Consider the following 19,121-nt stretch of genomic DNA (forward strand, 5'->3'; position numbering starts at 1 on the left):
CGCCCCCCCCCCCCCCCCCGGGGGGCGCCGCCGGCCGCGCCCGCCCCCGCCCCGGGCGACGTCGACGTCGACGTCGACGGAATCCTCGCCGGGATGCACCGCTACTCCGCCGCCCCGGACGTCGATGGACCGAAAGCACAGATCCTTGCCTCTGGCATCGCGTTGCCCTGGGCCCTGGAGGCGCAACGCCTGCTCGCGGCGGATTGGGGGACCCAGGCGGACGTGTGGTCGGTGACCTCGTGGACCCAGCTACGCCGCGACGCACTCGACGTCGAAGCGTGGAACCTCGCGCACCCCGGCGCCCCGGCCCGAATCCCCTACGTCACCAACCGGCTGAGCGGCGCGCCCGGTCCAGTGGTCGCCGTGTCGGACTGGATGCGCGCTGTCCCCGATCAGATCGCACCGTTCGTCCCCGGTGCCTGGACCTCGCTGGGAACCGACGGATTCGGCCGGTCCGACACCCGCGCCGCTCTCCGTCGACATCTCGGTGTCGACGCGCCGGCCATCGCTGTTCGGGTGCTGCAGCAGCTCGCCGACAGCGGCGGGCTGGACTCCTCTGTGCCGCGTGCGGCGCAGCAGGCATATCAACTGAACAACCGTCCCGACCCGGCGCCTTGATCGCCGGCCCGGGACTCCAGGAGGAATCATGCGTGTGTTCGTCGCCGGAGCAACTGGCGTCATCGGTCGCCGTCTGGTGCCTCAGCTCCTCTCGACCGGCCACGAGGTCATCGGTTTGGCACGGTCGCAGGCCGCCACCGTCGCCCTCGAGCGCCTGGGCGCCGACGTCGTACAAGCCGACGCTTTGGACCACGCCGCCATGCGCCGCGCCGTGCGGGTGGCCGCGCCCGACGCCGTAGTACACCTGCTCACAACCATCCCGGCGCGGATCAACCCGAGGCGGCTGGCCCGTGAATTCGCCCAGACCAACCGATTGCGCACTCAGGGCACCATCAACCTCGTGGATGCGGCGGCCCAAGCCGGCGCCAAGCGGGTGATCACCCAGGGCTCCGCCGTGGTCTACGAACCCAACGGAGCCGGCCCGGCCACTGAGGACGTGCCCTTCTGGCATCGCCCGCCGAGAGAATTCGGTCCCGTGCTCGAAGCCCTCCGGCGCCTGGAGGCCCTGACGGCGGAAGCAGGCGGACTCGTCCTGCGCTTCGGTCACCTGTACGGCCCCGGCACGATCTACGCGCCCGGTGGGTCGTTCGTCGACCAGGTTCAGAACCGCACTGTGCCGATCGTCGGGCAGGGCACCGGAACCTTCTCCTTCACCCACACCGATGACGCCGCGAGCGCGATCATCGCCGCACTCGAAACCACCGTCGACGGTGCACTGAACGTGGTGGACGACCAGCCCGCGCAGATCCGCGAGTGGCTTCCGGTGCTGGCCGAACTGGTCGGTGCGCCTCCGCCTCTGCATCTTCCGCTGCCGATGGCCCGCTTGGCCATCGGCAGTTGGGGCATCGCCCTCATGACACAGCTGCGCGGTGCCGACAACACCAACGTCAAACGCGTCCTCGACTGGAACCCGACGTACCGCTCGTGGTGGCAAGGGTTCGTCGCCGAACTGGCTCATGCCGGCGGTCCGTAGGCGCAGCCACGACGAAACCCATCCAGGAGGAACCATGCGCGTCTTCGTCGCCGGAGCGACTGGAGTCATCGGTCGACGGTTGCTGCCACTGCTCAGCCTCAAGGGCCACGAAGTCGTCGGCCTCGCCCGCTCGGCCAGTACCGCGATCGCGGTCCAAGATCTCGGCGCCGACGTCGCTCGAGCCGATGCGCTGGACTCCGGGATGCTGGCGCGCGTAGGAGCCAACCGCGTCGTCACCCAGGGCCTGGCCTGCGTCTACGACCCGCACAGGTGGGTGCCTGCCACGGAGGCTTCGCCGTGGTGGCGAAACCCGCCAAGTCAGTTCGCGCCCGTGCTCGGCGCTTTGCGAGAGCTCGAGGAGCGCACCAAGCGAGCCGGCGGCCTTGTGTTGCGACTGGGCCAGCTCTACGGCCCGGGCACGATGTTCGCACCCGACGGGTCGTTGGTACGCCAGGTCCAGGCAGGAAAGCTACCCATCGTCGGGTCCGGTTTCGGGACCTTCTCCTTCCTCCACGTCGACGACGCGGCCGCGGCCGTCGCCGCGGCGCTCGACAGTTCCGCCACCGGCGCGCTGAACATCGTCGACGACGAGCCGGCCCCGGTGCGCGAGTGGCTGCCCTTTCTGGCCGAGCTGCTGGATGCGCCCGCCCCAAGACAGGTTCCCGTGGCCCTGGCCCGACTGGCCGCCGGCGGCTGGGGAGTCGCTTGGATGACCCAGCTGCGCGGCGCGTACAACATGCCCGCCCGATACACCCTCGACTGGCGCCCCCAGCATGTGACGTGGCGACAGGGATTCGCCACGGAACTGGCCCGCGCGACCCAACGCTGAGGCGAGCGGCGCCGCCCGAGCCGATTCAGCAGCGTCCACAGCCGACTGTTGCTTCGAGCAACACCACCTCGCACCTCTTGCCGGTTCCCGGCAAGCAAGGCGTTCCGACCTTCGCCGAAGGTGTCACTACCCGGCGAGGCGGTTTGGCGGCAAGGTCAGAGGTGCCCGTTCAAGCATCCGGGAGTGTCATGGAGTCCCTCATCGCCACCCGAAGTGAGTTGCTCGACCGCCGGCGGCGGGCGGTCTTCGTTGCTCAGGGCCGCGATCTGCTGAAGGACAAGCGAACAGCGCTGGTGCGGGAGTTCCGGCAGCACCGCACCGAGCTCCTGGACGGTCTGGAGCAGCTGCGGAGTCTCGCGGTCCAGGCCCGGCAGCGTGTCGATCAGGCGACCGCGATCTGCGGCCCGGAGGCTCTCGGATCGGGTGCTCTGGTCGCGGCGACCGGGATCGGCGCGGACCTGCAGTCCCGGGCCGTGGCAGGGGTCCAAGTGTTCGAGCTGCGCCACGATCCCGTCCGCCGCAATCCCGCGACCCGCGGCTGGGCTCCTGCCCTGGTCTCCGCCCAGCTGGACGCAGTGGCGGCGGTCTACGAGGAGCAGCTCGAATGGCAGCTCGACCTGTGCGCGGTCGAGCTGAGCGTACGCCGGCTGGCCACCGAGCTCGCCCGGACCACCAAACAGGTCAATGCCTTGGACATCACCCTCACGGACTCTCCTCCTAGCGAACGACGTCCCGGTGACGTGGATGTGGCGATCTCTGATACAGGTAGTGGGCCCTACGAGGCCGGGTGGCGGTCCACGGCGAGCCTGGCCGCGCAGGCGCCGCGTACGGCGGCGGTGTGCGGCGCCGGAGCTGTTCGGATCGGAGCGGACAGTCGTTTGGCGATTCGGTAGGTGACGGCCGGGCGCAGAGCGCCGCCGCCGGTGAGGAGTGGACCTCGGTCAAGTGCGTCGACCACCTGGGGGCCGCAATCCCGGCGCAGAAGATCGGTCACCATGTCGCCGACGGACGTGGCGAGGTCGTCGCCCGTACTGCCCCTGCCAAAGTCGCTGATGCCGAGTGGAGCGCGACGTGCTTCGATCAGCGAGCCGTTGCTCAGGACTGCCACCTCGGTCAGGTCGGCTCCGAGATCGACGACGAGGAGAGGTTCGACGAGGTCGGCGCCGGCTCCGAAAGCAGCGGCCTTGACACTCTCGATGGTCAGTACGGCGCCCGGCTGGAGTACGTCGATCGCCGTGAGCGCGGCAAGTCGGTCGGCGACGGTCGCCAGGACTGGCATGGTCATGACGACGAGCGCCGGGCGGTCACCGGGAGCCCCGCGGCTGTTGATCAGGCGAGCGAGAATGCGGCTCGCGCCGACGGTATCGACGATGCTGCCTCGACGAACGGGGTAGCCGAGTTCGGCGGGCGTGATGGTGGGCGTGTCCAGGACCAGGCCGCGGTCGGGCATCCAGGCATGGGTCTGCGCACTACCGAGATCGAGTGCGAGGCATCGGCGGCTGGACGAGCCGCGACTGCGTCGCCCTGCTCCGAGCTGCGAGAGCGCGGTCATTGCGTTCCTCTCATGACCCGGTGGCAGGGGGTGCAGTAAGGAGCCTGCGGGTAGCTCCACAGGAGTTGGAGGCTGATGGCACGACCGCATCGACTGCACCTGCCGTACCGCCCTGCGTCCATTTTGGCCAGCGCTACCTCGATTTCCTCAAGCGCCGCACGTGCTGCCACTGCGAGTTTGCGACTGACCTCGATGTGCGGCGTGGAGCCTGCCCCGGAGGCGCCCAGGCTGCTTCCTCCGGCGATCTCGCCCAGCTGCTGCAGCCGGAACCGCCGGTGCTCTTGCAGGGTCGCACGGAGCTTGCGAAGGTCGGCGTCGCCGAGCAGTTGGTTGCCGACCGCCGCCAAGTGTGAAGCGCGCCGGATCCGTGCGGCGTGCCCGGTGAGGTGCTGGGTCCTGCCCGTGGTCATCTGGATCGAAGTCCTTTCGAACTGCCCCGGGATGATGACAGCCGGCGTGCGCCAAGGAGGCATCGCACACGCCGGCTGAGTGGACGCTGGTCGGGTTGGTGACTGCGTCGTACCACCACCATGGCCCAAGCCCTCGCCGCAGACCATCGGGCCTGACACCCATTTGTGCCGGGCGCGCCGTGTCACCTCGGCCTCGAACCTTGCCGGACGGCGCATCGGCGAGACCCAGCCCTCCTACCCAGCCGCATTCGACCGGTGCGCCGTCACAGCAACGCTCAGTCCCAAAATATGTCGTAGCACGACAGAAGCCAGGGTTCGCCGCGAGGTTGCCGATACCCGGCAACCACGGCATCCGACCTTCGCCGACCGGACCCGTACCGTGTCCGCGCGCCCGGCGCGATGGTGGCTTTGTGCGAATCGGAAGCCGGCCGTAGGTGTCCGCGGCTGAGTGATCTGTCGTGCAGAGGAGGTTTCGATGAGTCATCTGGATGAGGCCGCGCCGCCCAGCAGACCACGTGGCCGAGCTGCCCTCGACCTGCAGTGGTTTCGCAGCGAGCTCGAGTTGCAGCGTCGATTTCGTCTCGACCAGCTCACCGACCTGTCGTTTGAAGCGGCAGGCGTCGCCGACGACGGCCAGGCCGAGGTGACCGCCGCGCTGATGACCGGCGCCAGAGCCGTTCTGGCCGAGATCGACGCCGCTCTCTTCCGCCTCACGATCGGCTCGTTCGGCGTGTGTCAATGTTGTCGTCGCGCAATCCCCGTCGACCGGCTGCAGGCTATCCCGATGGCCGGCCTTTGCCTGACATGTCAGTACGCCAAGGAATCACAACGGCCGGACATCGTGGACATCTGGGGCGCAGATTCGTTCCCGGCCAGCGATCCGCCGGCGAACTGGTGAGCCGACGCCTGGCGGCCACAGACGACCTGTTGAGTCCTTCCCTACGGAGCAGAAATGATTGTCCTAGATGTGGTGCTTGTCGCCTTGGTCGTCGGCGTGATCGGAATCGCGGCGAGTATGCGGGTGGTCAGGCAGTTCGAGCGGGGAGTGGTGTACCGGTTCGGCCGGGTCCTTCCGACGGTCCGCCGGCCCGGCTTGGTGCTCCTGGTGCCGATCGTGGACCGGCTGCAGAAGGTCAACATGCAGATCATCACGATGCCGGTCCCCGCGCAGGACGGCATCACTCGCGACAACGTCACGGTCCGGGTGGATGCCGTCGTGTACTTCAAGGTGATCGATCCGGTGCGCGCGGGCGTCGATGTCCAGGACTACATGTCCGCGGTCGGTCAGGTCGCGCAGACCTCGCTGCGATCGATCATCGGCAAGAGCGAGCTCGATGATCTGCTCTCCAACCGGGAGCGCCTCAACGAGGGCATGGAGCTGATGATCGACAGCCCTGCCGTGGACTGGGGTGTCCACATCGAGCGCGTGGAGATCAAGGACGTCGCACTGCCGGAGGCGATGAAGCGGTCGATGTCGCGTCAGGCCGAGGCGGAGCGCGAGCGTCGTGCACGCATCATCACCGCGGACGGCGAGTTGCAGGCGTCGGAGAAGCTGGGGCAGGCGGCCGAGGTGATGTCGAACCATCCGGCGGCGCTGCAGTTGCGGCTGCTGCAGACGGTCGTCGAGGTCGCAGCCGAGAAGAACTCGACGCTGGTGCTCCCGTTCCCGGTCGAACTACTCCGCTTCCTCGAACGGTCGACTCCTCCCGAGGCCGCCAAGTCGAGTGGCGCCCGCGTGCCGGAGAACACCGAGCCGGCGGCCGACGACGCCGTACCGGCCCTGACGACCAGAGCATCGGGATCGGCGTTGGCTGGAACGCCGGAGACCGCCGGGTTGGCACAACCACAGTGGGGCGGACTACCCACAGGTTGTGCCGACCCGGCGTGGCAACCCTGAGGGCATCGTCGGCCTGGCTTTGCGTGGCCTGCGATGCCGGCGTAACGACAGGTGCTCGAGATCCGGTAGGCCGTGAGGTGCGGCGCGGCTGCACTGGGCGACGACGCGTTGTGCCTGGCCTGGCGGGCCAGCTTTTCCGCCCTGCAGAAGGCCGGCTCGGCGGCAGAACGGCGCCACCGGTCGTTCGTCCAGGATTCGATCCGCGAGCACCTGCGTTGGAAGGGTGTGGAGTGGTCAACTGGCGCGTTGCTGGCAGGCGACGCAGAAGCGTACGTAGGGCAGGATCTCGAGGCGTTCGACGGGAATGGCGGATTGGCAGTCTACGCAGGTGCCGTAGGAGCCGTCCGCCAGCCGGCTTCCGGCAGCGTCGATCTCTTCGAGCACGCGCCGGATCGCGGCGGTCTGGGCGTCCTGCAGGCCGCTGTCCGGGTGCGGCGCGGACTCCTCGATCGCCCTGAGTTGGGTGAGGCGGGAGTTGCGCTCGTGCGCCAGCCGCTGGCGTGCTTCGTGCTTGGTGAGTTGCTGGGTGCGGCCCGTGTCGGTGGTCATCTACATCGGATCCTTTCAAGGGGACGGCAACGGGAGGCCGGCGTACGCCCTGGAGGTCCACCCGCGTACGCCGGCTGCCTGCGTCGCCCGTCTTGAGGCTCGTGACTTGGTTCTGTCACCACCATCGGCGATGCTGCGACCGTTGACCATCGAGCCTGACACCCATTTCGCGGGCGGTGAGAGCTGTACGCAGCGGTCGGCAGATGAGGGTCAGGCCGGATCGACCCGCGGCGACCCAGGAGGCAAGCTGGACTGCGTGCCACGTCGACTGCCTTCGAGCCCACCACCTGCTGCCCGTCGGCCGAGTCAATCTCCGGCGACGAAGGAAGGGGTGCCTGCGGTGCCTTTGTTCTGGCGCATTTTCGCGCTGAACGCGTTAGTGCTTGCCGCCGCCACAGCTTTGTTGCTGTGGGCCCCGGTGACAGTGTCTGTTCCGGTGCTGTTCACCGAGGCGCTGGTGCTCCTGGGAGGCTTGGCCGTGATGTTGGTCGCCAACGCCGTACTGCTCCATGTGGGGCTGGCTCCGTTGGACCGGCTGAGCCGCCGGATGGCCACGGTTGACCTGCTACGACCCGGGCAGCGCCTGCCGGTCGCCGGGCGGGGTGGTGTCTCGCAGTTGATCACCGCCTTCAACGACATGCTCGCGCGGTTGGAGGCTGAACGTGCCATGAGCAACACTCGAGCGCTGTCCGCCCAGGAGGCGGAGCGCCGGCGGATCGCGCAGGAGCTCCACGACGAGGTCGGCCAGAGCCTCACCGCAGTCCTGCTGGAACTGATCCGCGCAGCAGAACGCGTGGACGATGACGAGCTGCGTGCGGACCTGCGCCATGCTGAGGAGACGACCCGCGACAGCCTCGACGAAGTACGGCGGCTGGCGCGCAGGCTGCGGCCCGGTGTGCTTGAAGATCTGGGGCTGGTCAGTGCGTTGACAGCGCTGGTCACCGACCTGTCCACGCACACCGGTCTCGCGATCCTGCATCAGTTTCAGCCTGGTCTGCCGGCGCTCGACGAGCAGGCCGAACTGGTCATCTACCGGGTTGCGCAGGAGGGACTGACCAATGTCGCCCGGCACGCCGAGGCCGCTCGCGTCGAGATCTCTCTGCGCCACAGTGCGGACGTTGTGAGCCTGCGGATTCGTGACGACGGCCGCGGCATCGGCCTGGCCCACGAGGGAGCCGGAATCCGTGGCATGCGTGAGCGTGCCCTGCTGGTCGGCGCCACACTCGAGGTCGGCGTCTCGCCGACAGGTGGTGTCGAGGTGAACCTGTCGGTGCCGCTCGACCGGAACGGAGCCTGAACATGGCCGCACCGGAAGCGATCCGCATCCTGCTCGCCGATGATCATGTCCTGGTACGACGCGGCATCCGGCTGATCCTGGACGGCACACCGGGCCTCCAGGTGGTCGCCGAAGCCGGCGATGGCAAGGAGGCCGTGGACCTGGTCCGGACCACCGAGATCGACCTGGCGATCCTCGATATCGCGATGCCGCGCATGACCGGCCTGCAGGCCGCCCGTGAACTGTCGTCGCGCCATCCCGACCTGCGGATTCTCATGCTGACGATGTACGACAACGAGCAGTACTTCTTCCAGGCGCTGCGGGCCGGCGCGGCGGGTTACGTGCTGAAGTCCGTGGCCGACCGTGATCTGGTGGAGGCCTGCCATGCCGCGATGCGTGGGGAGCCGTTCCTCTACCCGGGGGCGGTGAACGCGCTGATCCGCAACTACCTGAACCGGGTCCGGCTCGGTCAGGCGATCCCGGAGCAGATCCTGACCGCCCGTGAGGAGGAGGTCCTCAAGCTCGTCGCCGAGGGGCATTCCTCCAAGGAGATCGCCGAGATCCTGTTCATCAGTATCAAGACGGTCGAGCGGCACCGGGCGAACATGCTCCAGAAACTCGGTCTCCGCGACCGTTTGGAGCTTGCCCGCTACGCAATCCGGGCCGGCCTCATCGAGCCCTGACCACGGACCGGCCGCGAATGGTCGCCCAGGGCCTGAGCAGCTTGCCGATGTCCGGCAACAACGGAGGGTGACCTTCGCCGGGGGAACACCTACCTGGCACTGACACGGGAGCGGCATCGTTGGCTCGTGTGGCCGCGCCGACGGGCGATCGCGCCGCCGCCATTCGTTGTGACGAGGAGGTGAGCCGGCCCGTGGGAACGACCCAGACCGGCGACGATTCCCTGAACGAGCAGTTGACGCATGTCGGCGCCCATCAGGACCGGCCGTGGTCAGTGGCGGGCAGAGCCGGCCCCTCCGAATCCGCCTTTCCGCGGCGCCGTCTTGGCACGGCAGTTGTGCGGTGGCTGACCAGCACCGATCACAAGCTGATCGGGCACCTGTATCTGATCACGTCGTTCGGCTTCTTCCTGATCGGCGGTGTGATGGCGCTGGTCATCCGCGCCGAGCTCGCCGAACCGGGCCTGCAGATCGTGAACGAGGAGGTTTACAACCAGCTCTTCACCATGCACGGCACGATCATGCTGCTGCTGTTCGCGACCCCGCTGTTCGTCGGCTTCGCGAACGTGATCATGCCGGTCCAGATCGGCGCCCCGGACGTCGCGTTCCCGCGGCTGAACATGTTCAGCTATTGGCTGTTCCTGTTCGGCGGGCTCATTGCCTTCAGTGGGTTTCTGACCCCTGGAGGGGCAGCGGACTTTGGCTGGACCGGTTACGCGCCGCTGTCCGACGCCGTGCGCTCGCCGGGTATCGGCGGTGATCTGTGGATCATGGGCCTGTGGATGGCCGGTCTGGGCACCATCCTGGGTGCGGTCAACTTCGTCACGACGATCATCACCATGCGGGCGCCGGGTATGACGATGTTCCGGATGCCGATCTTCTGCTGGAACATCCTGGTGACGTCGATCCTGGTGCTGATCGCCTTCCCGATCCTGGCCGGCGCGCTGCTGATGCTCGCCGCAGACCGGATGCTCGGAGCGCACGTCTTCGATGCCGCGAACGGTGGGCCATTGCTGTGGCAGCACCTGTTCTGGTTCTTCGGGCATCCCGAGGTGTACATCATCGCGCTGCCGTTCTTCGGCATCGTGACCGAGATCCTGCCGGTGTTCAGCCGCAAGCCGGTCTTCGGCTACATGGGTCTGGTCGGGGCAACCCTCGCGATCGCGGCGTTGTCAGCCACCGTGTGGGCGCACCACATGTTCGTCACCGGCGCGGTCAGCTTGCCGTTCTTCTCGTTCATGTCGTTCCTGATCGCGGTGCCGACCGGGGTGAAGTTCTTCAACTGGATCGGCACGATCTGGGGTGGTTCGGTGTCGTTGGAGACGCCGATGCTCTGGTCGATCGGCTTTATGACGACCTTCCTGTTCGGCGGTCTGACGGGGGTCATCCTGGCCTCGCCGGTCCTGGACTATCAGGTCACAGACACCTATTTCGTGGTCGCGCACTTCCACTACGTCGTGTTCGGCACCGTTGTGTTCGCGATGTTCGCCGGGTTCTACTTCTGGTGGCCGAAGTTCACCGGCCGGATGCTGGATGAGCGCTTGGGGAAGCTGCACTTCTGGCTGCTGTTCATCGGTTTCCACACCACGTTCCTGGTGCAGCACTGGCTCGGTGTCGAGGGCATGCCGCGGCGCTACGCGTCGTACGGCGCCAACGAGGGCTTCACCACGCTGAATCAGGTGTCCAGCGTCGGCGCCTTCCTCCTCGGTGCCTCGACGCTGCCGTTCCTTTACAACGTCTGGAAGTCGCGCAAGGCGCCGCTGGTGGGCGTGGATGACCCCTGGGGCTGGGGTCGCTCGCTGGAGTGGGCGACCAGCTCGCCGCCGCCGCGGCACAACTTCGACCGGCTGCCGCGGATCCGGTCCGAGAGCCCGGCGTTCGACCTGCACCACGCGGACCTCGCGCTGGCCGAGTATCCGGACAACCGGGCGCCGAAGGACAACCTGCTCGACGCCGGTGAGGACCGGGGTCGAGCAGAGCACCTCGAGCAACAAAAAGGCTTCCACGACAGATGACGTCGACGATTGACGCGCTGCTCCTCCAGGCCACCCAGATCTGATTCCTTGGTCGGCAGCGGCGTCAGGCGCGGCGGCTCGGGGGCGTCAGGAACAGTGCGCGATCGCGCCAGATCACGACGATGGACAGGACGAGCAGTACGCCGGTCTGGATCACTTTGGTGTCCGGATGCGTATTGAAGAGCTCGTTGCCGAAGTTGGCGGCGAGGTGGAAGACGATCGCGACCAGGACGCTGCGGCCACCGCGGTAGTACAGCCAGTTCATCAGGATGAGGAACGGGATCAGCGATACGGCGTAGTTGAGGCTGTGGATCCAGCCCTCGTCCACGACCTCTGCCTGGTAGTAGCCCTTGATGAAGCCGAGCGGCACATGCCACAAGACCCACACGACACCGAACACCAGGGATGTCCACAGGACGTTCATCCGGGACGCGAGCGAGTCCGTGCCGTAGGTCTTCCAGGCAAGCTCCTCCAGGACGGGCGCCAGGAGGAGGACTATCCAGGCCGGCATCAGGCCCGCGGTGAACGAGAAGCTGTCCCGGAGCCGGAACTGGGAGATGTCGTAGCCGAACGGGATGGAGATCGCGGTGGCGACGAGGAGGGAGACGGGGAGCAGGAACAGGGCCGCGCCCCAGATCCAGGTCGGCGCGCCTGGCGGCGACACCAGACGCGTGCGGACGTCGCGGGTGAGCCCGTCCTTGCGGATGAACCAGATCGCCACGAGCACGGGCGCGACCAGACCGGCCAAGGCGAGGCCGGTCATGGTGCCGAGGGTGAGCCGGCTGGTGTCGGGCCGGTGCGAGAGCCAGGCGGTGGTGAACCACAGAGCCCACGGGATGGCCGTGGCGAGGACATAGAACGCCACGGGGTGCCGGTATCGGCTGACGTTCAACAGCGCATTGGATGACGTGGCAGCCTGGTGATCGACTGAGCGAGCATTCATCGGTTCTACCTTCCAGAGTGCGGCGGTGACGGCTTCGCGTCGTCCACCCAGGGACTAGACGCTGAAGCCCGATGATTTACGAAACACCATCTGTAGCGTTTCTATTCCCCTGAGGGAACTCCGCTCGGGCGGCGATCCGAATCTGAGCACCTCAGCCAGGTACCGGCTCAGGCCGCGGCCGGCTACGCCCGTCCTCGGCAGTGGCCTGCGAGACCTGGGCGCCGCGACGTAAGTCGCCACGCCGCGCGTGCGAGGATACTTAACCGCTCCCATGAGGCTGTCAATTCGCAGCACCAGGGCGAAACTGTGTGCGCGCCACATAAACAGGGCGCGCACTGTGGCCAGCTAGGACATAGGACGGTCTGCGTTGCGGCCCTAGGTTCCCCCCATGAATCGAAGTGACGCGGGCGGACGGGCCGGGGCGGTGATCACGACCGCGGGGTTGAGTAAGTCCTTCCGCGGCTTCACTGCCGTGGACAACGTCGACTTGGCCATCGCCGAGGGAGATGTGCATGCGCTGGTTGGGCCGAATGGTGCCGGCAAGACGACGCTGTTCAACCTGCTGACCGGGTTCCTCAAGCCGACCGGGGGCCAGATCAGATTGGGCGGGCAGGAGGTCACCGGGTCGTCGCCGGAACGGATCGCGCGATTGGGTGTGGCCCGCTCGTTCCAGATCACCAATCTGTTCGAGCAACTGACCCTGCAGCAGCATGTGGAGTTGGCGTTGCTGAGCACAACAAAGCTGAGCCACAGGTTCTGGGTGTCGGATCGGGTGCTGACCAGGTTCCACGATCGCGCCGGCGATCTGCTCGACCAGGTGGGTCTCATCACGCATCGCGACGTACCGGCCGGAACGCTTGCCTATGGGCAGAAGCGAGCGCTCGAGCTCGCGCTCGCGCTCGCTCTCGATCCAGCCGTGCTGCTCCTCGACGAACCGACGGCCGGTATGGGGCTGGAGGACGTCGAGCGGACGGTCGAACTCATCAGGCGGATCCGCGCAGATCGCACTGTCGTTCTCGTGGAGCACAACATGAGTGTCGTGGCAGGCCTCGCCGACCGCGTCACAGTCCTGCAGTTCGGCCGGATCCTGACCGAGGGGACGTACGACGAGGTCCGCAACGACTCGCGGGTGATCGAGGCGTACCTGGGCGGTGAGTCCGCTGCTTGAGGTGCAGGGGATCAACGCGTCGTACGGCGAGGCGCAGGTGCTGCGCGAGGTGTCGCTGGATGTTCAGACAGGCGAGGTGGTCACGCTGGTCGGCCGCAACGGCGCCGGCAAGACGACGCTACTGCGCTGCCTGATGGGGCTCCATCAGCCAACGGCGGGGGTGGTGACCCTGGACGGCACCGACATCACCGGACTGGCGGCCCACCACCGTGCGCGTCGAGGTCTGGGTCTGGTGCCGGACGACCGCGGAATCTTCGCCAGCCTGACCGTCGAGGAGAATCTGAGGCTGCCACCGGCCGTCGGTGACGGCGCCTGGTCCGCGGACCGGGTGTACGAGTCGTTCCCGGTGCTGAAGCAACGCCGCCGGTTCCCGGGAACCAGGCTCTCGGGTGGCGAGCAGCAGATGCTCGCCATCGCCCGCGTACTCCGGATGGGCGCCCGGCTGCTGTTGTGCGACGAGCCGACGGAAGGACTGTCGCCCGTGCTGGTGCGCCAGATCGGCGACATCTTGCGGGATGTCAAGGCATCCGGGGTGACCGTGTTGCTCGTCGAGCAGAACGTCCGGTTCGCCTCGACCGTTGCCGATCGCCACTATCTGCTCGCCCAGGGCCGGGTCGTGCAGACGTTGGACAACACCGAGGTCAAGGAACGAGAGCACGAGTTGCTCGAGTACCTCGGTATCTGACCCCACCTTCGGAGGAGATCCTGATGCGACAAAACCTCATTCCGGCGATCTCGACCCTTGCGGTCGTCTCGCTGCTGGCAGCCTGCGGTGGCGGGGCGGGCGGCCCATCGGGTGGTGGCGGGAAGATCAGCGACGACAAGATCGTGCTCGGCGTCATCAACGACCAGACCGGCATCTACAGCGAACTGTCCGGCCCGAACGCCGTCAAGGCGATCGAGATGGCCGTCGAGGACTTCAAGGCCAAACACGGCGACGACGCGGTCAGCAAGAACATCGAGGTCGTGGTCGCCGACCACCAGAACAAGCCCGAGGTGGCGAACACCAAGGCGCAGGAGATGTACGACCGGCAGAAGGCCGACGCCATCTTCGATGTCCCCACCTCGTCGGCCGCGCTCGCGGTCGCCGGACAGGCCCAGGCGAAGGAGAAGCTGTACTTCAACATCACCGCCGCGACGACCGCGCTGACCGGTGACAAGTGCAACAAGTACACCTTCCACTACGCCTACGACACCTACATGCTGGCCAACGGCACCGGTACGACGGTGACCGAAGCCGGGGCCAAGAACTGGTACATCGTCTATCCCGACTACGCGTTCGGCCAGGACATGGAGAAGAGCTTCTCCAAGGCCGTCGAGACCGCGGGCGGCAAGGTGGTTGGCAAGAAGTCGTCCGAGTTCCCGAACACCAGCGGTGACTTCTCATCCCAGCTCCTGCAGGCGCCGGCGGCGAAGCCCGACGTACTGGGGACCATGCACGCCGGCGGTGAACTGGTGAACTTGGTGAAGCAGTACAACCAGTTCAAGCTCAAGGACAAGGGCGTCGGCCTGTCGGTGGGCCTGATGTTCATCACCGACATCCACTCGCTCGGGCCGGACGCACTGGCGGGCACCCGGTTCACCGACGCCTGGTACTGGAACTTCGACCAGCAGAACCGCGAGTGGGCCGACAAGTTCAAGGAGAAGACCGGAGTCCGGCCGTCGTTCGCCCACGCCGGGAACTACTCGGCGGCGATGAACTACCTGGAGGCTGTGCAGGCCGCCGGCACCGACGCGTCGAACGACGTGGTGAAGAACCTGGAAGGCAAGGAGATCAACGACTTCTTCCTGCGCAACGGCAAGATCCGGGCCGAGGACCATCGCGTCGTCCACGACGCCTATCTGGCCGAGGTGAAGCCGAAGAGCGACGTCATGGAGGAGTACGACTACGAGAAGATCGTGACCACCATTCCCGCGGACAAGGCGTTCAAGCCGGTGTCCGAGAGCACCTGCAAGATGGACCAGGGATGACCGACCTGCTCCAGCACGCGTTCAACGGACTCGTCAACGGCAGCTTCTACGCACTGCTGGCACTGGGGCTCGCGGTGATCTTCGGGATGCTCGGGGTGGTCAACTTCGCCCATGGCGCGTTCTACATGCTCGGCGCGTTCGGCGCTTTCGTCCTCCTCAACGAAGCCGGCGTCAACTTCTGGGTGGCTCTGGTCGTGGTCCCCTTCGTGCTCGGCGGAGTTGGGATGGTGCTGGAGCGCTTGCTCGTACGCCGTCTGGTCGCGTTGGACCCGCTGTACAACTTCCTGCTGACCTTCGGCCTGACCCTGATCTTCCAGGACCTGCTGCGGATGAAGTACGGCTCGCAGCCCCAGCCGTATCCGCAGCCGGACGGATTGCAGGGCTCCGTCGACCTCGGGCTGTTCGGCTTCCCGGCGTACCAGGTCTTCGTGCTGGTGTTCTCCGTGCTCGTCTCGCTGGGCGCCTGGTTGCTCCTGGCCCGGACTCGCGTGGGCATGATCATCCGCGCCGCGACCGAACGGAGCGAGCTGACCAGGGCGATGGGCATCGACGTCGGACGGTGGATCTCACCGGTGTTCGGGTTCGGCATCGCTCTGGCCGCCCTGTCCGGCGTACTGGCCGCTCCGATGCGGGCCGTCAGCCCGTTGATGGGCGCCGACCTGATCATCCTCGTGTTCGCGGTCGTCGTCATCGGAGGCCTCGGGTCGATCTTCGGATCGGTCGCCGCCGGATTCCTGATCGGCATGCTGCAGGCTCTCGGCAACGTGTACGTCCCCGGACTGGCGACCACGTCGGTCTTCATCCTGATGGCCATCGTGCTGCTGTGGCGGCCGGCCGGTCTGTTCGGCCGTGAGGAGGCTGCCCTGTGACGGTATTGACGATCCGCAAACTGGCCACGATGCCCCGGTTCTGGAGACTGGCCGCAGTACTCGGCGGGCTGGTGCTGGCGCTCGCGCTGCCATGGCTCATCTATCCGCCAGTGGCGATGGACATCATTGCCTGGGCTCTGTTCGCGGTGGCGCTCGACCTGCTGCTCGGTTTCACGGGCCTGCTCTCGTTCGGACATGCGGCGTTCTGGGGCAGTGCGGCGTACACCGCGGGCACGATCGCGATCGAGACCGGCATGCCCTTCCCGATCGCCGTACTCGGAGGCTCGGTCGTCGCGATGGTGCTGGCGGTGCCGATCGCGGTGCTCGCCGTACGCCGTACCGGTATCTACTTCGCGATGGTGACCCTGGCCTTTGCCCAGATGGTGTACTTCCTGGCGAACCAGTGGAGCTCGGCGACCGGTGGCGAGAACGGCCTGCAGGGCATCCCGAAGAACTTCTTCGGGCTGGACCTGTCCGACCCGTTCTACTTCTACTACGCCGGGCTGCCTATCGCGCTGATCGGCCTGGCGATCGCCTGGAGGGTCGTGCACTCGCCCTTCGGCCGCGTCCTCGTCGCGATCCGTGAGAACCCGGCGCGGTCGAGGTCACTCGGGTACCCGGTGGACCGATACAAGGTGATGATCTTCGTCATCTCGGCCGGATTGTCAGGGATCGCCGGCGGCCTGTACGCGATCAGTCACGGCTTCGCCTCGCTCCAGGAGGTGTACTGGACGACGTCCGGCAAGGTCGTGATCATGACAGTTCTCGGTGGTATCGGAACTCTGTGGGGCAGTGTGATCGGCGCCGCCCTGATCGTCCAAGTCGAGGACTACGTCGCTACCTCGGGGATCAGCGTCGGTCCACTGCACGTCACCGGACCTGGATTGATCACCGGTCTGATCTTCGTCGGCGTCGTACTTCTCTTCCGCCGGGGAGTGTGGGGATCCGTCGCGCACCTGCTGCGCAACCGCCGCGGTGTCTCCGACACACGCACACTCCTCAGCGGTGCGACGGCGCCGGCCGTCGCCGAGCACGAACCAGTCACCGCACCGAAGCAGTGAGTCCACAAGTTCAGTACCGAACCTCCTATCGGTTGGCCCGAGACGAAGCGGGCGTCGATCATTTGATCGGCCGTCCACGCTGCAGAGGGAGACTGCCAACAGCACATGCCGCGCCGCTGACATTCTGCGACCGTCAGCGGTAGATCATCCGCCGAGCGGGTAGGGAATCAGTTGTCGGCGTCGCGCGGCTTTCGCGCTCCCGCGCGATGACTCGGAGCGCGATGATGAACATCGTCAGACCGGTCAGCATCAGCAGGATCATGTCCCTTCCGTCGAATCCTCCTTGGGGTGAGGCTGCTTTATCGCTACAATTCTTGTAGCGTAAATCGTGACAGATTACTCCCGGAGGACTGGACCCATGCCCCGCAGCTCCACCGGCCGCGGCCGACCCCGGCTCGAGTCGACCGACCAGCGCATCATCCAAGCGGCACTCGAGCTACTGCGTCTGAAGGGCCCAGCCGCAATGAACATCGATTCGGTCGCGGCCCGATCCGGCGTGGCACGTACGACGATCTACCGCCGCTACCGCAGCCGCGACGAACTGATGCGCACGACCATGGAGCACCTCGTCGACCCCGCTCCACTGCCACCCGAACTCCCGGTCAGGGAAAAGCTGCGATGGGTTCTCGACCGGATCAGCGACATCCTGGAGAACCGAATCGGACCGGGCGGCACCGCCGCTGTCATCGCCAACAGCGATCCCGACTTCACCTCGGCCCTCCGGGCACGCTTCGCATCCCGGCTGGGTACGCTCACCGACCTGGTGAACGCCGACGTCGCGGAGGGTCGACTCGAGGCAGACGTCGACGCCGACACGTTGCTCGGCCTCCTGATCGGTGCCTACCTGGCCGAGGTCCTCAGATTCGGATCGCCGCGACACGGCTGGGCGGACCGCGTCCTCGAACTGCTGACTCCCGCTGTGACCCCACCCTGACACGGCCACCCGCCGCTGCCACTCGCCCAAGCCACCTGGTGGACCGAGCATCGTTCTGCCTGGACGACTGCTGTGTCCGTCGGTGTCGATGAGCGTATCGTCGAGTGTTGACGAGTCGGAGGTTGAACAGGGAGGCGGCTGTGACCGGACAGCGGATGCCCGCCGCGTTCCTCGGTCACGGCAACCCGATGAACGCGTTGACGCGCAACCGCTACACGGAAGCGTGGCGAACGTTCGGCGAGTCGGTACCGCGCCCTCGTGCCATCTTGGTGGTCTCTGCCCACTGGTACACCAACGCGACCGCCGTCACGGCGATGCCTCGACCGCGCACGATCCACGACTTCTACGGCTTCCCCCAGGAGCTGTTCGACGTCGAGTACCCGGCGCCCGGCTCGCCGGAACTGGCCGAGCAGGTGGCTGACGTGTGCAAGCCGACTTGGGTAGGCCAGGACATCGACAGCTGGGGCATCGACCATGGCACCTGGTCGGTCTTGCTGCACGCCTTCCCGGATGCCCAGATACCAGTTGTCCAGCTGTCGCTCAACGCATTCAAGGACTTCGACCACCATCTGGAGCTCGGGCGCAAGCTCGCACCCCTGCGAGACGAAGGCATCCTGATCGTCGGCAGCGGCAACGTCGTACACAATCTTCGCGCGGTCGACTATCGCCAACCCGAGTCCGGCTACGACTGGGCGCTTCGATTCGACGACGTCGCACGAGAGACCCTGGAGAACTCCCCGAACGAAGTCGCTGCCCTCGACGGTCACCCGGACTTCGCCCGGGCAGTGCCGACCCCCGACCACTATCTGCCGTTGCTGTACATCGCCGGACTCGCCGACGGCGAACCGCTCGAGCAGCTTGTCGACGGCCACGCGGCCGGCTCGATCTCCATGGCGGCGTACACCTTGGGCCTCAAGTGTGACACCAGCGCCACCACCGGTGCAGGTCCGGCCGCAGAGCTACCCGAGGACTTGCAGGCCATCGACAGCAATCTCTGACCACTTACGCGAGTCCCGGTGCCGGACACTTCGTGGACCCCGCTACGGAGTGACGATCTTCAGTGGCCTGCCACAGCCACTGGCCGCCACAGCCCGTTGGCCACTGCCACTCGCGGAGATGTTCCAGTACTACGCCGAGAACCACGAACAGTTCACCGGCGACCGCGACCTCACAAAAAGGTCCGCGAGCTCAACCCAACCCTCCAGTCCTTCGCCGACTGGCTCGCTAAGCACAAGGGCGCGCTCAAATCACTGCAAAGCTGACCGACAGCACGTTCCACCCTGGCGGCTTGGGGACACCCCCAATACGCACGCGGGGTGGCTCGCGTGGCCGGGGGAGAGGGGGGCCGGCCGGTGCAGGTTGGCTCCGGGTAACAC

The 19,121-nt window shown here is 66.7% G+C and carries 20 protein-coding genes and 1 pseudogene; 16 read left to right on the forward strand and 5 right to left on the reverse strand.

The window, feature by feature from the left end:
* From AB0H36_RS45735 to AB0H36_RS45750, 4 genes and pseudogenes are all read left to right on the forward strand, one after another.
* Positions 1 to 618 (forward strand): annotated as a pseudogene (locus AB0H36_RS45735) (pyruvate dehydrogenase (acetyl-transferring), homodimeric type); the annotation flags it as partial.
* 28 nt (positions 619 to 646) lie between these two features.
* Positions 647 to 1,591 (forward strand): NAD(P)-dependent oxidoreductase, encoded by a 945-nt coding sequence (locus AB0H36_RS45740; RefSeq protein WP_360538069.1) that lies wholly within the window; start codon positions 647 to 649, stop codon positions 1,589 to 1,591.
* A 34-nt stretch (positions 1,592 to 1,625) separates the two neighbouring features.
* Complete coding sequence (locus AB0H36_RS45745) at positions 1,626 to 2,420, forward strand: NAD-dependent epimerase/dehydratase family protein (protein WP_360538071.1); 795 nt, start codon at positions 1,626 to 1,628, stop codon at positions 2,418 to 2,420.
* A 188-nt stretch (positions 2,421 to 2,608) separates the two neighbouring features.
* Complete coding sequence (locus AB0H36_RS45750; protein WP_360538073.1) at positions 2,609 to 3,313, forward strand: V-type ATP synthase subunit D; 705 nt, start codon at positions 2,609 to 2,611, stop codon at positions 3,311 to 3,313.
* On the opposite strand, the gene AB0H36_RS45755 is transcribed toward AB0H36_RS45750, so the two are convergent.
* Entirely contained in the window at positions 3,196 to 3,972 is a 777-nt protein-coding gene (locus tag AB0H36_RS45755; RefSeq protein ID WP_360538075.1) for a rod shape-determining protein, read from the reverse strand. The genes AB0H36_RS45750 and AB0H36_RS45755 overlap by 118 nt on opposite strands.
* Entirely contained in the window at positions 3,969 to 4,382 is a 414-nt protein-coding gene (locus AB0H36_RS45760; protein WP_360538077.1) for a TraR/DksA C4-type zinc finger protein, read from the reverse strand. The genes AB0H36_RS45755 and AB0H36_RS45760 overlap by 4 nt, the downstream gene beginning before the upstream one ends.
* 475 nt (positions 4,383 to 4,857) lie before the next feature.
* Here AB0H36_RS45760 and AB0H36_RS45765 point away from each other — a divergent pair, with 475 nt between their 5' ends.
* Together AB0H36_RS45765 and AB0H36_RS45770 are read left to right on the forward strand one after the other, a co-directional pair.
* Positions 4,858 to 5,280: a TraR/DksA family transcriptional regulator gene (locus AB0H36_RS45765; RefSeq protein WP_360538079.1), complete on the forward strand. Its 423-nt coding sequence runs from the start codon at positions 4,858 to 4,860 to the stop codon at positions 5,278 to 5,280.
* Positions 5,281 to 5,334: 54 nt separating this feature from the next.
* Positions 5,335 to 6,279, forward strand: coding sequence for a slipin family protein (locus tag AB0H36_RS45770; protein WP_360538081.1), 945 nt, complete (start codon positions 5,335 to 5,337; stop codon positions 6,277 to 6,279).
* Positions 6,280 to 6,513: 234 nt separating this feature from the next.
* Here AB0H36_RS45770 and AB0H36_RS45775 read toward each other — a convergent pair whose 3' ends face one another.
* Complete coding sequence (locus AB0H36_RS45775; protein WP_360538083.1) at positions 6,514 to 6,828, reverse strand: TraR/DksA C4-type zinc finger protein; 315 nt, start codon at positions 6,826 to 6,828, stop codon at positions 6,514 to 6,516.
* A gap of 418 nt (positions 6,829 to 7,246) precedes the next feature.
* Between AB0H36_RS45775 and AB0H36_RS45780 the strand changes: the two genes are divergently transcribed.
* The 3 genes from AB0H36_RS45780 to ctaD all read left to right on the forward strand — a co-directional run bounded on the left by AB0H36_RS45780 (position 7,247) and on the right by ctaD (position 10,799).
* Complete coding sequence (locus AB0H36_RS45780) at positions 7,247 to 8,125, forward strand: HAMP domain-containing sensor histidine kinase (protein ID WP_360538085.1); 879 nt, start codon at positions 7,247 to 7,249, stop codon at positions 8,123 to 8,125.
* Positions 8,126 to 8,127: 2 nt separating this feature from the next.
* Positions 8,128 to 8,787 (forward strand): response regulator transcription factor, encoded by a 660-nt coding sequence (locus AB0H36_RS45785; protein ID WP_360538087.1) that lies wholly within the window; start codon positions 8,128 to 8,130, stop codon positions 8,785 to 8,787.
* Positions 8,788 to 9,122: 335 nt separating this feature from the next.
* Positions 9,123 to 10,799, forward strand: a complete 1,677-nt coding sequence (ctaD, locus tag AB0H36_RS45790; protein ID WP_360538107.1) for a cytochrome c oxidase subunit I — start codon at positions 9,123 to 9,125, stop codon at positions 10,797 to 10,799.
* A 64-nt stretch (positions 10,800 to 10,863) separates the two neighbouring features.
* Here ctaD and AB0H36_RS45795 read toward each other — a convergent pair whose 3' ends face one another.
* Complete coding sequence (locus tag AB0H36_RS45795; protein WP_360538089.1) at positions 10,864 to 11,691, reverse strand: CPBP family intramembrane glutamic endopeptidase; 828 nt, start codon at positions 11,689 to 11,691, stop codon at positions 10,864 to 10,866.
* A 439-nt stretch (positions 11,692 to 12,130) separates the two neighbouring features.
* Between AB0H36_RS45795 and AB0H36_RS45800 the strand changes: the two genes are divergently transcribed.
* The 5 genes from AB0H36_RS45800 to AB0H36_RS45820 are packed head-to-tail and all read left to right on the forward strand — an operon-like array spanning position 12,131 to position 16,811.
* On the forward strand, positions 12,131 to 12,910 hold the full coding sequence (locus AB0H36_RS45800; RefSeq protein WP_360538091.1) for an ABC transporter ATP-binding protein: 780 nt from the start codon (positions 12,131 to 12,133) through the stop codon (positions 12,908 to 12,910).
* Positions 12,894 to 13,595: an ABC transporter ATP-binding protein gene (locus AB0H36_RS45805; RefSeq protein WP_360538093.1), complete on the forward strand. Its 702-nt coding sequence runs from the start codon at positions 12,894 to 12,896 to the stop codon at positions 13,593 to 13,595. Before AB0H36_RS45800 ends, AB0H36_RS45805 begins: the two co-directional genes overlap by 17 nt.
* A gap of 23 nt (positions 13,596 to 13,618) precedes the next feature.
* On the forward strand, positions 13,619 to 14,881 hold the full coding sequence (locus AB0H36_RS45810; RefSeq protein ID WP_360538095.1) for an ABC transporter substrate-binding protein: 1,263 nt from the start codon (positions 13,619 to 13,621) through the stop codon (positions 14,879 to 14,881).
* Positions 14,878 to 15,750, forward strand: coding sequence for a branched-chain amino acid ABC transporter permease (locus tag AB0H36_RS45815; protein WP_360538097.1), 873 nt, complete (start codon positions 14,878 to 14,880; stop codon positions 15,748 to 15,750). The genes AB0H36_RS45810 and AB0H36_RS45815 overlap by 4 nt, the downstream gene beginning before the upstream one ends.
* On the forward strand, positions 15,747 to 16,811 hold the full coding sequence (locus AB0H36_RS45820) for a branched-chain amino acid ABC transporter permease (RefSeq protein ID WP_360538099.1): 1,065 nt from the start codon (positions 15,747 to 15,749) through the stop codon (positions 16,809 to 16,811). The genes AB0H36_RS45815 and AB0H36_RS45820 overlap by 4 nt, the downstream gene beginning before the upstream one ends.
* Before the next feature lie 133 nt (positions 16,812 to 16,944).
* Here AB0H36_RS45820 and AB0H36_RS45825 read toward each other — a convergent pair whose 3' ends face one another.
* Positions 16,945 to 17,073, reverse strand: a complete 129-nt coding sequence (locus AB0H36_RS45825; RefSeq protein WP_360538101.1) for a hypothetical protein — start codon at positions 17,071 to 17,073, stop codon at positions 16,945 to 16,947.
* A 96-nt stretch (positions 17,074 to 17,169) separates the two neighbouring features.
* Between AB0H36_RS45825 and AB0H36_RS45830 the strand changes: the two genes are divergently transcribed.
* Positions 17,170 to 17,745 (forward strand): TetR/AcrR family transcriptional regulator, encoded by a 576-nt coding sequence (locus tag AB0H36_RS45830; RefSeq protein WP_360538103.1) that lies wholly within the window; start codon positions 17,170 to 17,172, stop codon positions 17,743 to 17,745.
* A 140-nt stretch (positions 17,746 to 17,885) separates the two neighbouring features.
* The gene (gene ygiD, locus AB0H36_RS45835) at positions 17,886 to 18,743 is read left to right on the forward strand and encodes a 4,5-DOPA dioxygenase extradiol (RefSeq protein ID WP_360538105.1); all 858 of its coding nucleotides are present in this window, start codon (positions 17,886 to 17,888) and stop codon (positions 18,741 to 18,743) included.
* Positions 18,744 to 19,121: the final 378 nt, after the last annotated feature.

The sequence above is a fragment of the Kribbella sp. NPDC050820 genome, from assembly GCF_040653975.1.
Classification (GTDB): Bacteria; Actinomycetota; Actinomycetes; order Propionibacteriales; family Kribbellaceae; genus Kribbella.

Coding starts and splice junctions, on each gene's coding strand:
- AB0H36_RS45740 (WP_360538069.1), top strand. CDS start 647: ATGCGTGTGTTCGTCGCCGGAGCAACTGGCGTCATCGGTCGCCGTCTG.
- AB0H36_RS45745 (WP_360538071.1), top strand. CDS start 1,626: ATGCGCGTCTTCGTCGCCGGAGCGACTGGAGTCATCGGTCGACGGTTG.
- AB0H36_RS45750 (WP_360538073.1), top strand. CDS start 2,609: ATGGAGTCCCTCATCGCCACCCGAAGTGAGTTGCTCGACCGCCGGCGG.
- AB0H36_RS45755 (WP_360538075.1), bottom strand. CDS start 3,972: ATGACCGCGCTCTCGCAGCTCGGAGCAGGGCGACGCAGTCGCGGCTCG.
- AB0H36_RS45760 (WP_360538077.1), bottom strand. CDS start 4,382: ATGACCACGGGCAGGACCCAGCACCTCACCGGGCACGCCGCACGGATC.
- AB0H36_RS45765 (WP_360538079.1), top strand. CDS start 4,858: ATGAGTCATCTGGATGAGGCCGCGCCGCCCAGCAGACCACGTGGCCGA.
- AB0H36_RS45770 (WP_360538081.1), top strand. CDS start 5,335: ATGATTGTCCTAGATGTGGTGCTTGTCGCCTTGGTCGTCGGCGTGATC.
- AB0H36_RS45775 (WP_360538083.1), bottom strand. CDS start 6,828: ATGACCACCGACACGGGCCGCACCCAGCAACTCACCAAGCACGAAGCA.
- AB0H36_RS45785 (WP_360538087.1), top strand. CDS start 8,128: ATGGCCGCACCGGAAGCGATCCGCATCCTGCTCGCCGATGATCATGTC.
- AB0H36_RS45800 (WP_360538091.1), top strand. CDS start 12,131: ATGAATCGAAGTGACGCGGGCGGACGGGCCGGGGCGGTGATCACGACC.
- AB0H36_RS45810 (WP_360538095.1), top strand. CDS start 13,619: ATGCGACAAAACCTCATTCCGGCGATCTCGACCCTTGCGGTCGTCTCG.
- AB0H36_RS45815 (WP_360538097.1), top strand. CDS start 14,878: ATGACCGACCTGCTCCAGCACGCGTTCAACGGACTCGTCAACGGCAGC.
- AB0H36_RS45825 (WP_360538101.1), bottom strand. CDS start 17,073: ATGATCCTGCTGATGCTGACCGGTCTGACGATGTTCATCATCGCGCTC.
- AB0H36_RS45830 (WP_360538103.1), top strand. CDS start 17,170: ATGCCCCGCAGCTCCACCGGCCGCGGCCGACCCCGGCTCGAGTCGACC.